Below are 13,703 nucleotides of genomic sequence, written 5' to 3' on the forward strand. Positions count from 1 at the left end.
CCTTCAATACTCACCACGAGATCTCCACAGGTACGACACCGCTTGCCCACCGCTCAGATGGTTTCGCTCGCCCGATGCAATCCTCCGATCCCGCCTCCACCGCATCTCGGCAGGACATCCCTACGATGGCGACATGGGGTTGGATGCCTTCGTGCGGTGCAGTTGCTGGCAGGACGGCCGCACCACCACTCCGCCAGTTCCGGCACACCTGATCGTCGAAGACGGTGAGGGCTATCTGACGCTCTCGGTCTCCTACGAAGGGCACGAAGATCAATACCACCGTTTCGACGGGTGGATCCACAGCGGCGCGTGTCCACACAAACGGATGGAATCGGCATCCGAACGGATCGCGAACTGGTCTGGCTACCGGCTCTTCCAGTCCGCCCTCGATGCCGTCGGAGCAGCCGACTTCCCGACCCTGTCCGCCGAACTTCCCAATGCCAACGGCGGCTTGCTGCAACCAACGTCGGCGGCCGCCGCGCTCATCGAGGTTGCCGCATTCCGCGCCCAGACTGTTGTCAGCACCGAAACCGTCCTCGTCGACGCCGCGACCGGCGAAACACTGATCACCGGCGTTCCCGCTTACAACGGAATCTTCATCTGGGATGGCCGGACCAAACACAACTTCGCGGTCGATGCCGCGGGCCTCGCGATCATCGACACCGCGAGAGAATCCGAGATCTTCCGCGCACTCAACTTCACCCAGCAACGTTCGTGGCGCGGCGGATACCGGTTCACCGACCTCGATACCGGAAGGGCGACAAGGGTTCCGGTGCACGACCCGATCAATCCGAACAACTCCCCGAAGTACCCACACCGAATGCGCGTGGACACCAGACCGGTCGGCGCCGACCGATTCGACTACATCATCGAACCGTTGACGAAAGTGCTCCAAGCCGCCGTCGACACCGGCAACCCAGTCGTATGGTGCTGACCGGGCAACAGACGGCTATTTACTGACGTCGGTGCCGAAGTACTTCTCGGAGATCTTCGCGAGGGTGCCGTCGGCGTGCAGGGTCTCCAATGCCTTGTCGACGTCGGTCATCAGCGCGTCGCCCTTGCGGGCCGCGAAGGACTGGAGGCTGGCGGCGCCGGTTTTGCCGGCGATCCGCACACTGGTATCGCCGGTCTTCTTGGTGTATTCGGCGACGGCGAGGTTGTCGTTGACGGTGGCGTCGACGCGGCCGATCTTCAGCAGCTGGATGGCCTGCACGAAGCCTTCCACCGCTTCGATTTTCGCGCCCGCGTTCGAGGCGACCTTGGCCCAGGTGGTTGTCGCGGACTCGGCGCAGGTCTTGCCGTTGAGGTCGGCGAGCGAGGTGATGGCGTTGTTGTCGGTCCGGGTGACGATCACACCCTCGGAGTAGGTGTACGGCTGCGACAGCGCGTACTTGATCTTGCGTTCGTCATTGACCGTCACCTGGTTGGCGATGAGGTCGAAGCGCTTCGACTCGAGCCCGGCGAAGATCGCGTCCCACGGAATCTGCACGAATTCGACCTTCTTGCCGAGCTTTTCGGCGACCGCCTGGACCACCTCGATGTCGTAGCCGGTGAGCTTGCCGTCGGAGCCCTGGTAGCTGAAGGGGGCGTAAACGCCTTCGGTGCCGATCTTCAACACGTTCGGGTCGGCACTGCCGCAGGCACTGAGCCCGGTGGCGGCGAGGACGGTGAGCATGACGGCGGCGAACAGCTTGCGACGCACGGGATCCCTCTCTTCGGTGTGCGGACAGCGGATACGTCCACGCACCACCCAAACCCGACTCAGGAAACTCCGAGGCGATCTGCTCGACACTATGCCCATCGTGGTCCGCCGAGTGCCGGTACGCGGAATCAGCCCTATCAAGGTGCCGAACCTGCGGACGCTCCCAGTTCCACTATTGCCCCAGACAGTTCAGGCACCGGAGGATGAGCGCCATGACCAATTGGCTTCTGCTACGTGGACTTACCCGGGACCAGCGGCATTGGGGGGACTTTCCCGGCGAACTGGCCGCGCGGCTCGGGGTTCGTGTCGTGACGATCGATCCGCCCGGGTTCGGGACGCAGAACGGACGGGTCTCGCCGAAAACGATCTCGGACATCACCGATGACATTCGGGGTCGGTTCGAGCCCGGCGAGGACGAGTGGTCACTGCTGGGGATCTCGCTCGGCGGGATGATGGCCTTGAACTGGGTGCAGCGGTATCCGCAGGACTTTCGGCGGTGCGTGGTGGTGAATACCGGTGCGGCGGCACTGCTTCGGCCCCATCAGCTGCAGTTCGGGCTGGTCTCGCTCATCGCGGGCAAGCAGTTCCGGTCGGCACCGGCCCAGGAGGCCGCGGCGCTGCGGTTGACCAGTAATCGGCCGTCGGCGGAGTTGGCCGTGACGTGGGCGCGGTACCAACAGGAGGCGGCGCCGCTCACCGCCAGTGTGCTGGCGCAGCTGGCCGCCGCGGCCACTTTCCGGTTGCCCGCGCGAATCTCGGTGCTGCTGTTGGTACTCGCGTCCAAGGGAGATCGACTGGCCGACTACCGGATGGCAGAACGGATCGCTGCCCGCTTCGACGCACCCCTGCGATTGCATCCCGACGCGGGCCACGATCTACCGCTCGACGACGGGCCATGGGTGAGTGAGCAGATCGCGCGCTGGCTCGCACAGGCGAGCTAGCGCGGTGCATTACCAGGTGGTAGTCGCACTACCCGGAGGAGGATGGCGGGCAGGCGAGGGCTCGAACTAGCCTCGACCTTTTGCGTGGGGGTGAGGTGCTGGCCTGATCGGGCTCGACGTGTACCCCTGGGCGGCGATTGCGGCGCCCATCCAGCGACGCAGGTAGGCGCGTAGTTCGTCCTCGGTGCGCGGTGGGTTGCCCGGGGAGACGAAGAACGAGTGCATCGTCCGCAGGACGTATTCGACCAGTTCGCGCAGGGCTGGTTCGTCGTAACCGTGGCGCTCCCAATCGACGTCGAAGCGATGGATCATCGTCATGCCGAAGGCCTTGGCCTGCGTCGAGGTGAGGCTGTCGGGGGCGACGTTCGAGTACGAGCTCGACAGCAGGATGCCCAGGTGCGGGGTGCGGCGCACCTCGGCGAGCGTGTAGACCACGCCCTCGGTCATCGCCTCGACCGGATCGTCAGGCGTTACCGAACGACGAGGTCCGGCTACGGGCTGTGTTCGACCAACTCGCCGCCCGCGGCCCGCTATTGATCATGGTCGACCAGCCCAACACCATCGGCGCCCTGCCGGTCACCGTCGCCCGCGCCTGCGGCCACGACGTCGCCTACCTGCCCGGGCTGTCGATGCGCCGTATCGCCGATCTTTATCCAGGACAAGCGAAAACCGACGCCCGTGACGCCTACATCATCGCCGACGCAGCCCGCACGATGCCCCACACACTGCGCCGCGTCGACACCGGCGACGAAACCCCTCACCGAACTCGGCGTCCTGGTCGGGTTCGACGACGACCTCGCAGGCGAGGCGACACGCACCAGCAACCGGATCCGCGGCCTGCTCACCAGCATCCACCCAGCACTCGAACGCGTTCTGGGACTGCGTATCTCGCATCCAGCCGTGCTGGAAATCCTGTCGCGTTGCGGCGGGCCGCAAGGAATCCGAGCGGCCGGCAGACGCAAACTCACCACGATCGCGACCAAACACCCACCACGCATGGGTGCGCGGCTAGTCGAGGAGATCCTGACCGCGCTGCCCGCCCAAACGGTCACCGTTCCCGGCGCAAACGCCGCCGAGATCGTGCTGCCGAAACTCGCCGATTCCTTGAAAACAGTTCTGCTGCAACGTAAGAGCGTCGCCGAGGATATCGAGACGATGCTCGATGATCACCCTCTTGCCAAGGTCCTGACCTCGATGCCCGGCGTCGGAGTCAGGACCGGAGCCCGCATCCTGCTCGAACTCGGCGACGGCACAGCCTTCGCCTCGGCCGGCCACCTCGCCTCCTACGCCGGCATCGCCCCGGTCACCCACCGATCCGGCAACTCCATCCGCGGCGAACACCCCGCCCGGTCAGGCAACCACAAACTCAAACGAGCCTTGTTCCTGTCCGCTTTCGCCGCCCTGCATGACCCGGCCAGTCGCGCCTACTACACGCGAAAACGTGACGAAGGCAAGAAACACAACGCCGCCCTCATCTGCCTGGCGCGGCGCCGCTGCGACGTCCTCTACGCCATGCTGAAAACCAAAGAGCTCTATTGCGATCCGATCGCGAAAGCCGCCTGACCAGCTGCTCGATAGAGTCGGCACATGCCCGAGTTGATCGCGCCGACCACACACCTTCACGACGCCTGGCTCAACGCGCATGCCGAGTGGGGCACTGGCGCCCATGAAGACGGGTTCGGATTGGCGCCCACCGACGAGGTCGACTCACAGGCCGGCTTCACGGCGTGGGTGAAACGGCTGACCAGCGACGCACACACCACATACCAGTGGATCGCCGAAGATGACCGCATACTCGGCGGGATCGCACTCCGACACAACTTCGACGACTACGTGAAGTGGGCCGGGCACATCGGCTTCGGCATCCGGCCGACAGCGCGACAACGGGGGCTTGCCACCTGGGCGTTGGGCAGGATGCTCAACCAGGCACAGGTACTCGGCATAGACCGCGTGCTGGTTGTCTGCGCCATGCACAATGTCGCATCGGCGAAAACGATCGAGCGCGTCGGCGGCATCCTCGAAGAGGTCCGCAACACTCAACACGGACCCGCCCGACGCTACTGGATAGAACTCGCCCAACCCACTCAGCATCCCGCGCGCTGACCGCAATCCGACCCATTGACAAGAACATAGGGACACCCCCCATGCACAGGATCCCGAAACCATCCAGATCCCCGACTTCTACGGCATCCTCATCAACGGCGAACCAGGACGCGACGACTTCGCCAAAAGCAGTGCGGCGGAAGTCCAACTCGCACGCCGGGTAAGAGGAGGCGGCGGACTGCAGCAACGCGCCTCGACAATCACCGGAGACGGTGAACCTCACCGGATCACGACTCATCTTCGATCGACGCTGCCACGCCGGGAGCGGTTGAGGCCCATCCGCCATCTCGTTCGATCACCCCAGGCCCGTGCGGAGTGAGTTCTTCGAGCCCCGTGCCGGGAGCAGGCTCGGAGTCTCCGACAAAGTCGGTCACCAACCTGGGCTTCGGTCCGTCGACGTTGGGTTGTTCGAGATCGTCGAGGCCGTCTGCCTGTTCCTCGATAGGTCTGTCGGCCACTATTTGGTGATGGTTACCCGCCTCGTGGGGGTTCAAATCGCCTGCCGATACAAGAAGAGCCGAACTCCCTTGCGTTGCAAATGATTTCGGCTCGTACTGTGTCCGGAGGGGGACACGACCATTACGCCCACCTACTCCACCAGCGAACATCGCTGGAGATCGGGTCTTAGCGGCGGAACTTCCACCCCCGGCCAGGGCCGAAGGGGACTACCAATCGATGGCTTCGTTCCAAATGTGCAGAGCAAGTGTTCCTGGCGCGGAGGTCCTGGTGAACGCAGGTAGCGGAGTAGCCCGTGCGCCAAGATCCACGTCGGGGTCGCCAGTCAACGCCGCACGCAAATAATCGGCAGGCCGCAACCCTCGCACGGAGACGATCTCGGCCCCGGTAGCACCGAAGCCATCCCAGCGCAGCATTCCCACGGTGCTCATCCACTGTGCCGATTGCGTCCCCATGGTCCCAGTATTCGACCACGTGCGACGACGTCAGCTGCTCCCTCGTCACCTTTCAGGCAATATTCAGCCCGCACGTGAACAATGACGGTGTGCAGCCGGGTCGAATACTTGTCATCGAGGACGCCGAGGCCATCAGAGTCGCGGTGGAATCGGGCCTGACCACGGCCGGACACCAGGTGCTCAGCCGCGCGCACGGTCAGCTACTCGAACGCGATTTGGCGCAGTTCCGCCCCGATGTGGTCGTGCTCGACATCATGCTGCCGGGACGCGACGGATTCACGCTGCTCGAAACCACCCGCGCGCGGTCTGGCGCGGGCGTGGTAATGCTGACCGCCCGTGACGGCATCGAGGACCGGTTGCGCGGGCTACGAGCAGGCTCGGACGACTACGTGGTCAAACCGTTCGACCTCGCCGAACTCGTGGCGCGCGTCGACGCGCTGCTCCGGCGGATGGGACGGCTGCATACCTCGACCACGATCGGTGACCTGATCATCGCCGCGGAATCCGGTATGGTGCGCCGCGGCGACGCGGCCATCGCCCTGACCGTCACCGAACTGAAGGTCCTCGCTTACCTCGCGGTGCACCGCGACCGCGTCGTCACCAAGGCTCAAATACTCACGGCCGTATGGGGATACGAGGATTACGACCCAAACCTCGTCGAGGTGTATGTCAGTGCGGTCCGGCGCAAGCTGGAGGCACACGGGCCACGGCTGCTGCACACCGTTCGCGGCCTCGGGTACACCCTGCGGGCCGGTGACCAGTGATCTCGCGATGAGGACGGTGTCGCTGCGCAGGCGCGTCACGCTGACCACGGCGGCGGTGCTCGCGGTGGTGCTGATCCTGGTTTCGCTGGTGGTGCACGGATTGTTCGCGGTGGCGGTGAACCGCAGCCAGAATGCGGTGCTCGCCGACCGCGTCCAGCTGGCGCAGGAACTGTCGAAACAGAACACCTCGCCAACGGAGCTGCTCGCGCGCATCGATGCGCGGTCGGTGCGGACGCGGCTGGTTCTCGCCGACGGCCGTAGCTTCGGCAGCCTTAACACCCAACGCGAGGACCAGTCCGCGGTAAAGACCAAACACGTTATGCTGACGGGCCAGGGCGAACTCGACCACGCGAAACTGACTCTCCAGCTCGATACCAAACTGTTGGCGGGAGCCCAGTCGAAGCTGGTGGGGGTGCTCGTCGGCGCGACCGCGGCGGCGTTGCTCGCGATCGTCATCGGGCTGCCATTCGGCATCCGGCGCGCCCTCGCGCCCTTGGACACAATGACGCTGCTTGCGCGGGATATCGCGCGCGGACGACGTGGACAACGATTATCGCCCGCGCGGACCGATACCGAACTGGGCCGCACCGCAACAGCTTTCGATGAGATGTTGGATGCGTTGGAGGGCGCCGAAGCGCGGGCGAATGCCTCGGAAGAACAGCTGCGCACCTTCGTCGCCGACGCGGCGCACGAGTTGCGCACCCCGATCAGCGGGATTCGCGCGATCGCGCAGGCGATCGTGCAGCAACCGCTCGACGCCGACCCCGAGACCCGACAGCAGATGCAACTACTCCTGGTTCGTGAAGCCCAACGCGCCGGGCGCCTGATCGACGATCTGGTCGAGCTGGCCCGGATCGACGCGGGACTTCAGCTACGGCCCACACCCACCGATCTCTACGACCTCACCGAGGCGCAACTGAATCGGATGCGGCTGCTGCGTCCCGGTATCGAGTTCGACCTCGTCGGCGAGCAGGTGATCGCGGCCGTCGACCCGGAACGGATCAATCAAGTACTGCTGAACCTGCTCGAGAACGCATGCCAAGCCATTCAAGGCGACGGCGCGGTGACAGTGCTGATCCGCAGTACAGATGGTCTCGCCGAGCTGATCGTCCGCGATACCGGACCAGGGGTGCCGCCCGGCGAACGCGAGCGGATCTTCGACCGGCTGGTCCGGCTCGACCAGGCGCGCGAACACCGCGCGGACGGCTCCGGCCTCGGACTCGCCGTCGCCCGTGGCATCGTCAAAGCCCATGGCGGCGAACTGATTTGCACCGACCCGCCGACCGGACAGCACGGTGCGGTATTCGTGCTACGGCTGAAGATCGCCTGAAGATAGCGCTCCGAACAAGGCGCTCTCGGTGTTGGGTTGGCAGATTCGATGGGGACAGGTTCCGCCGACACTGGAGTAAACAATGAAGCGCACCCTCCTCGCCGCCACCCTCACCGGGCTCGCCGGTCTGGCCATCGCCATGCCCGCGTCTGCCTCCGCCGATCCCGGCCCGCAATGCAACCCCGCGGCCGCAGCCCAAGCGCGGGCGGACAGCGCACCGAAGGTCGCGGCATTCCTCGCCGGTCACCCAGATTTCGCCGCCGAAGTGGCAAAAGTGCATGCCCTGCCCAAGGATCAGCGCAAAGCAGAGCGCACGGCCTACCGCCAGGCACACCCGCAGGAGGCACAGGACTTCAAGAATGCCCGCGCCGCCATTCACGACTACCGTCACGCTTGCCACAAATAGCCGTTGACCTCGAGCTTGGCCATCTCGTCGGGCGGGAGCGGGTGAGCTCGCCGGCGGTCTGTCCTGGACGACGACCGGCCCATGTGTAACGAATCCGCCGGTTGAGTCGGCCCGCAGCGCGGTCCGGTGTTGCCACCAGTCCGTTTCTGCGGGCCGCTCGCGAACCCGGTGTGCGTGTCTCCACGCTATGCCGAATTCGGCATAGCGTGGAATATCCCGAGCCCCGGATTATGCCGAGCAGGCTGCGACCGCGCGGCATAGTCGCTGGTCAGCGTGGCGGGGGTGCTGTTTGGCTCGGTATATTCAGAGTGCTTCGAGGCTCATCAACTCTGGCCCATCGCGGCATTATTTCGGTGTGGCGGGTTTCCTCGGATGAGCTGGTCGCGGTGCTGACGCTAGGGGCCCGCGCGTCCACGGACGAGCTGGATAAGGCGCTGACCGGCGTCGAGCACGCCAGGCACGATTAAAGTACCGGGATGGACTTCGGCGTTTCGGCTTTTGTCACCGACGAGAGCATCCGACCCTATCTACTAGGAAAAGCATTGGAGGAGCGCGGGTTCGCCTCCTTGTCCCTCGCCGAGCATTCGAATATCCCGGCCAGCCGGAAATCGCCGTATCCCGGAGGCGGGGATCTACCCAGGCGCTACTACCGGACGATGGACCCATTCGTCGCGTTGGCCGCGGCCGCAACCCGGACCCTGCGGGTCGGTACCGGCATCGCGCAACTTATTCAGCGGGATGTGTTCCACACCGCGAAAGAGGTCGCCAGCCTCGACATCATCTCCGGCGGACGGTTCGACTTCGGTGTCGGGGTCGGCTGGAACCGGGAGGAGATGCGCAACCACGGCACCGACCCCCGAACGCAGGGCACACTGCTCGACGAGCGGCTCGCGGCGTTGAAAGCCATCTGGACACAGGACCAGGCTGAGTTTCATGGCAAGTGCGTCGACTTCGATCCGGTCTTCGTCTGGCCCAAGCCCGTGCAGAAGCCGCATCCGCCGATCTATATCAGCGGCGTGAGTCCAGCCTCGCTGGGTTGGTGGACGGCCACCGCTGACGGTCACGATTCAGCTCTGGTCGGTGAAAGTGGCCAGGTTTCGCATCAATCGCACCGAGCCACCGGAATTTTTCAAGCTGAATGAGACCAGTGGGTGTGTTATGCCGCTTGTGTATCGGTCTCCTGGGTGGCGGGTCGGTTGATCCAAACGGTGTCGGGTAGGTCGAGGATCTTCGGCGGTGTCGTGGTGGCGAAGCGGTGCGGGTGGCGGGCGCGAGCCGTGTCGATGGTGACGGACAGATCGGCCAACGCTGCCCACACCGCGTCCAACTGGTCAGCCCTTGTCGGTGTGCGGTGGGTGGCCGCGTAGCCGCGCAAGTCCTCGGTCGCGCGTCCCAGAGATTCACGGACAGTACGAAGACGGTCGGATGATCTTCCGAGATCGTCGCTGAGCTGGGCGTGGTGTTTACGGACCACGCCGAGTTCGCTGAGTACATCGCGCACGGTCGAGTCGGTGGGTTGAGTTCGTTCTTCCCCGGCCAGCGCTACCAGCCGAGAGTCCAGTTCCAGCAGGTCTTTCTCCACGTCCGAGACCGACACGGTCAGCGCGTCGAGGCGAGTATCGAGCAGGTCCAACTGTCGATTCCTCGCAGCATCGCGAGCTCTCGGGCCGATGTAGGACGCATATTCCTGTCCGGTACGCCCACGCAGTGGTCCGATCGCCCACCGGCCGTCCGGTGAAATCCACGGTGTGGCAGGCTCGCCGACGGCTTCGTCGTCGATGATCCCGATGCCGACCAATATCTCGGTGACGACAGATTCGGCGATATCGTCAAACTCGACCGCGACGACGAGATCCGCCAGTGTAGGACCGGTCTGCGCTGTGCCGGGCACAAGAATGGCATCCCAGGTCTCCGGGTCGAGCACGACGCCGTCCGGAGTCACCCACGCGTCGAGCAATCCTGCGCCGAGAAGCGCGCCTTCGACAGCGGCGCGGGCTCGATCGTCGATCTCCGGGCGGAAATCGATCAAACGCCACAACGATTCACCGGGTGTGCCCGTCCGATCACGGCGGGCCACGATCGGATCCGGTGGCCCTTGGTTGTAGTCCGAGGCGACACGCTCCCGCTGTGCGACCGTACTCTGCCACTCAGATTCGAGTGTGTCCCGATTTGTCCGCAGCTGGCTTCGTTGATCCAACAACGTCGTGCGGGTGGTCTCGAAATGCCGGCTGATCAGTGAGGCCAGGCGAGGCGTGTCCGGGAGCTCTACAGCTTCCACCGCGTGGATCAGGTCGGCGACACGGCCATCGCTGAGCCGACACACCGTATTTCGTCCGGACCACGAAACTATCTCCTGCGAAAGCAGATTCACCTGCTCGTCGTAGGTCGCTTCGGCATCTCGGACTAGGTCATGTCTCCCAATAGCTTGAGCCATTCAACCGCCAGTGCCATAACGAACCCCGCGCGGTAAGTGATGGCGAGTTTGTCGTAGCGGGTGGCGACACCACGCCAGTGCTTGGCCTTGTTGAAGGCGCGTTCGACGACGTTACGGCCCTTGTAGGCAGCCGAGTCGAACCCTGGCGGTCGCCCACCCGTGCGGCCTCGCCGTTTCCGGTTCGCGATCTGGTCGGCGCGTTCGGGAATGACAGCGCGGATACCTTTACTGCGCAACACCTTCCGGTTACTCGCCGAGGAGTAGGCCTTGTCGGCGAGTACCTGATCAGGACTGCGTCGTGGCGGACCACCGCTCAGCCGAGGCACCGCTATCGCGTCGAGCACCGCCGGCATCATCGGTGAATCGTTGGCCTGGCCACCGCTGAGCAGCACCGCAAGACCACGACCGTTGCCGTCGGTAGCCAGATGCGCTTTGGTGGTCAGCCCGCCCCGAGACCGGCCGATGGCGTGATCAGCTGGCTCACTAACTCACCGTCCGGGCCGGCGGGGCTCCGGTCACCGCGGGATGCGTTGGCACCGTGTTGATGCACTCGCATGATCGAGGAATCCACCGACACCACCCAATCCAGATTCCCGGTCGCATCCGCGAGCGCGGTCAACGCGACCAATACCCGATCCCAGGTCCCATCACCGGCATAGCGGCGATGCCGCTTCCACACCGTCTGCCACGGACCGAACACCTCCGGCAAATCCCGCCACGGCACCCCGGTCCGCAACCGAAACAACATCCCCTCCACCACCAGCCGATTGTTGGCGAAGTTACGGCCAACCTGGCCATCGGATTTCGGTAACAACAGCTCCAGCAACTCCCACTGCTTGTCCGTCAGAACTCGATACCGATCACCAACAACCGCCGCCACGGCAAACATGATGCCCCACCCCACGACCTACCGGACACGATCCACAGAACCGCATTGGGAGACATGACCTAGAGCGGTTGGGGTTCATACCACTTCCTGTGGTGCCAGCGACCATTCGTGGGGTCGCCGACAGTTAACTGTCCGAGAGGACATTGAATGAATCGGCGCAGACGTTATCGGTTTGTGACACACCGGTCAAAAGTCCGTGCCTGCCCTTAACTGAGATAACAGTGGCTGCGGCGATGGCCTGCAGCTAGCCGCGCGAGTTTCGCACTGCCTGTTAGCTTCCTATTCGCCATGAAGCGTTGCGGAGGCAACTCTGACCCTGTATTCGCGCAGTGTCGACACGCAGGACGACTGATCCACGAATCATGTTGACCACGTCAACACCCGGGCCTAACGTCAACGCCGCTCGAGGCTGCTTCGCTCTCGATTCTTTGTGGCGATCGCCTACTTCGTCGGCTGGCCGATCGCGCTGTGGTGGCTGTTGCTGATCCCGGTCGCGGTGGTTGTGTGGATCGCGCGCACCCGTACCACGGTGTCCAACGAAGGGCTGGATCTGCGCGCGGTTTTCGGTTCGCGGCATCTGGATTCGTCCCAGGTCGCGGGTGTGCCCATTCCCAAGCGCGGGTTCGTGAAGGCACACCTCATCGACGACACCGATGTGAAACTTCCCGCGCGGTTGGCTACGACCGGCTGCGCGATCTGATCCGCGCGTCAAATGGACGGATTCCGGAACTGTTCGCGGCAGAGTCGGCGGCGCGCGAAGCCGCGTACGAGGCGCACATGGCCGAGCCCGAGACAGTCGAGTCCAGGCGATCGGACGCCGTGGCGTAGCGGCAAAGAAACCCAGCCTGTCTTCGGATTAGTTCGCGCCCGATTGCTACGCCGTGCTGCATCGGCTGCGACCCTTCGCAGTTCGCCAGCCCCGATGCCGCAGCCTCCGGACCTCACTCCGGCTGCCTACTCGAAGCCGCTTCGCCCGCCCCCGTCCCGGGTCCGCCTCCCAGAGGTGTGTCCGGCCCCTGGGAACCACGTCGAGCTGGTGCAGTGGCGCTCGAGATGGTCATGTGGGGGTTGGGCGACGGGCAACGCTCGACCGGCCCAGCACGTGACCTGTTCAGCATCGCGAGCCGGATGGTCTGGTGCGCGTCCTGCACTCGGTGGGCGCTCTGACCACCATCCGGAACAGATCAGCGGAAAATGCCACTGATCTGGCGGGAAATCTCTACCGATTCCGGCTTACTCGGAGGTCATATTGTATTGGGACATTTCGCCCGCCACGCATGGTGGTCAACTCATAGGCTCAATATGGTAGGTCGCCGAGATCGGCAACAATCCCCAGTGCAAGCTCTACGCACTGTCCGCTCAAAGCCACGAAGCCTGCGCAGACATCGGCCCCGCCCTCAAGCGATGCCCAATCGCAAACCGGCGAAGGAGTAGGAACACAGGAAAAGGATCATCTCAGCAGGTCAACGCTGGTCCCTTACTCGAACTCGTGCCGCTGTGGTCACAGGTTCGAGTAAGGGACATTAGGTGGACCTAACGGACCAGCATACGAACCGCGCGGTCCTGGTGGACGGCCCGGACATCATGATCCGCGCGGTCGGCACCCGGCAACCGGTCGGGTGATGCCCGACGAACGGCCCCGACCATATTGCGGCTCCGGATGGACCTAACGCCTCAGAACCCGAACACTCCGACGGCGGAAGGGCCCGAGATCTCGATCGAGCCGGTAGGTACTCGCCGCACAGTCTTGTTCGGCGGTATGTGTCAGCGCCGCAGAGACGATCTCCCCCGCGCAACCGGTAAACCGAAGTGCCGCACGCTGATTAGCGCATGACCGAGCAAGGCTTGCATCTCTCATGGTCTTGGCCGAGGCGGCATCGACGCAACGCTGGCACGATCATCCGGTCCGGCCGACCCCTCGATGAACAGCGGGATCCGATGCGGTGCGCAACGTCAAGCGTGCGGAGTCGGAACGTGCGGAAGTTCCGGTCAGGAGAACCCAATGTCGTGCCGTGGCCAGGTCATTCCATAATCCCCCTGCGGTGTAGCTCGGTTGACGGGCACTGGGAAATGGACGACCTCCCCGCCGTGGCCGCCCCGCCGCCATGTCCGTCATATATATCTGATAGTTCCGTCGGGAAGGACCCTACCACTGGGTTCCGGGCCGCTCTACCGAACAATGGAACGAAAGTTTTTGTCAGACAAGGATATTGGACTGTCAAT

Annotated in this window: 10 protein-coding genes and 3 pseudogenes; 9 read left to right on the forward strand and 4 right to left on the reverse strand. The window is 64.1% G+C overall.

Annotated features, from left to right (window positions below; translation table 11 throughout):
• Positions 1–133: 133 nt before the first annotated feature.
• Positions 134–934 (forward strand): hypothetical protein, encoded by an 801-nt coding sequence (locus tag ACQPW1_RS39160; protein WP_433657847.1) that lies wholly within the window; start codon positions 134–136, stop codon positions 932–934.
• A gap of 15 nt (positions 935–949) precedes the next feature.
• Here ACQPW1_RS39160 and ACQPW1_RS39165 read toward each other — a convergent pair whose 3' ends face one another.
• Positions 950–1,702 carry a transporter substrate-binding domain-containing protein gene (locus ACQPW1_RS39165; protein ID WP_433657849.1) on the reverse strand — a complete coding sequence of 251 codons (753 nt, stop codon included), beginning with the start codon at positions 1,700–1,702 and terminating at the stop codon, positions 950–952.
• A 212-nt stretch (positions 1,703–1,914) separates the two neighbouring features.
• Here ACQPW1_RS39165 and ACQPW1_RS39170 point away from each other — a divergent pair, with 212 nt between their 5' ends.
• Complete coding sequence (locus ACQPW1_RS39170; protein WP_433657851.1) at positions 1,915–2,643, forward strand: alpha/beta fold hydrolase; 729 nt, start codon at positions 1,915–1,917, stop codon at positions 2,641–2,643.
• Positions 2,644–2,709: 66 nt separating this feature from the next.
• On the opposite strand, the pseudogene ACQPW1_RS39175 reads toward ACQPW1_RS39170, so the two are convergent.
• A pseudogene (locus ACQPW1_RS39175) lies at positions 2,710–3,108 on the reverse strand (TetR family transcriptional regulator); the annotation flags it as partial.
• Between ACQPW1_RS39175 and ACQPW1_RS39180 the strand changes: the two are divergent.
• The 6 genes and pseudogenes from ACQPW1_RS39180 to ACQPW1_RS39205 form a co-directional block, all read left to right on the forward strand.
• Positions 3,108–4,206: pseudogene (locus ACQPW1_RS39180) on the forward strand (IS110 family transposase); the annotation flags it as partial. The pseudogenes ACQPW1_RS39175 and ACQPW1_RS39180 overlap by 1 nt on opposite strands.
• A gap of 24 nt (positions 4,207–4,230) precedes the next feature.
• Positions 4,231–4,746, forward strand: coding sequence for a GNAT family N-acetyltransferase (locus ACQPW1_RS39185; RefSeq protein ID WP_433657853.1), 516 nt, complete (start codon positions 4,231–4,233; stop codon positions 4,744–4,746).
• A 985-nt stretch (positions 4,747–5,731) separates the two neighbouring features.
• Positions 5,732–6,421, forward strand: a complete 690-nt coding sequence (locus ACQPW1_RS39190) for a response regulator transcription factor (RefSeq protein ID WP_433657855.1) — start codon at positions 5,732–5,734, stop codon at positions 6,419–6,421.
• Entirely contained in the window at positions 6,411–7,751 is a 1,341-nt protein-coding gene (locus ACQPW1_RS39195; RefSeq protein ID WP_433657857.1) for an ATP-binding protein, read from the forward strand. The genes ACQPW1_RS39190 and ACQPW1_RS39195 overlap by 11 nt, the downstream gene beginning before the upstream one ends.
• Before the next feature lie 82 nt (positions 7,752–7,833).
• Complete coding sequence (locus tag ACQPW1_RS39200) at positions 7,834–8,157, forward strand: hemophore-related protein (RefSeq protein ID WP_433657859.1); 324 nt, start codon at positions 7,834–7,836, stop codon at positions 8,155–8,157.
• A gap of 476 nt (positions 8,158–8,633) precedes the next feature.
• Positions 8,634–9,260, forward strand: a pseudogene (locus ACQPW1_RS39205) (TIGR03619 family F420-dependent LLM class oxidoreductase); the annotation flags it as partial.
• Positions 9,261–9,313: 53 nt separating this feature from the next.
• Here ACQPW1_RS39205 and ACQPW1_RS39210 read toward each other — a convergent pair.
• Both ACQPW1_RS39210 and ACQPW1_RS39215 read right to left on the reverse strand, forming a co-directional pair.
• Positions 9,314–10,234, reverse strand: coding sequence for a hypothetical protein (locus ACQPW1_RS39210; protein ID WP_433657861.1), 921 nt, complete (start codon positions 10,232–10,234; stop codon positions 9,314–9,316).
• A 326-nt stretch (positions 10,235–10,560) separates the two neighbouring features.
• Positions 10,561–11,480, reverse strand: a protein-coding gene (locus ACQPW1_RS39215; RefSeq protein WP_433657863.1) for an IS5 family transposase whose coding sequence is annotated in 2 segments (ribosomal slippage) — positions 10,561–11,076 and positions 11,079–11,480 — 918 coding nt in all. Because the reading frame shifts where the segments join, the coding sequence is not laid out codon by codon here.
• A 430-nt stretch (positions 11,481–11,910) separates the two neighbouring features.
• On the opposite strand from ACQPW1_RS39215, the gene ACQPW1_RS39220 reads away from it, so the two are divergent.
• Positions 11,911–12,180 carry a PH domain-containing protein gene (locus tag ACQPW1_RS39220; RefSeq protein ID WP_433657865.1) on the forward strand — a complete coding sequence of 90 codons (270 nt, stop codon included), beginning with the start codon at positions 11,911–11,913 and terminating at the stop codon, positions 12,178–12,180.
• Positions 12,181–13,703 lie beyond the last annotated feature (1,523 nt).

The organism is Nocardia sp. CA-128927 (assembly GCF_050955855.1).
Taxonomy (GTDB): Bacteria; Actinomycetota; Actinomycetes; order Mycobacteriales; family Mycobacteriaceae; genus Nocardia.

Excerpts from the sequence above, each read along its gene's own strand:
- ACQPW1_RS39200 (WP_433657859.1), top strand. The coding sequence starts at position 7,834 with ATGAAGCGCACCCTCCTCGCCGCCACCCTCACCGGGCTCGCCGGTCTG.
- ACQPW1_RS39160 (WP_433657847.1), top strand. The coding sequence starts at position 134 with ATGGGGTTGGATGCCTTCGTGCGGTGCAGTTGCTGGCAGGACGGCCGC.
- ACQPW1_RS39185 (WP_433657853.1), top strand. The coding sequence starts at position 4,231 with ATGCCCGAGTTGATCGCGCCGACCACACACCTTCACGACGCCTGGCTC.
- ACQPW1_RS39170 (WP_433657851.1), top strand. The coding sequence starts at position 1,915 with ATGACCAATTGGCTTCTGCTACGTGGACTTACCCGGGACCAGCGGCAT.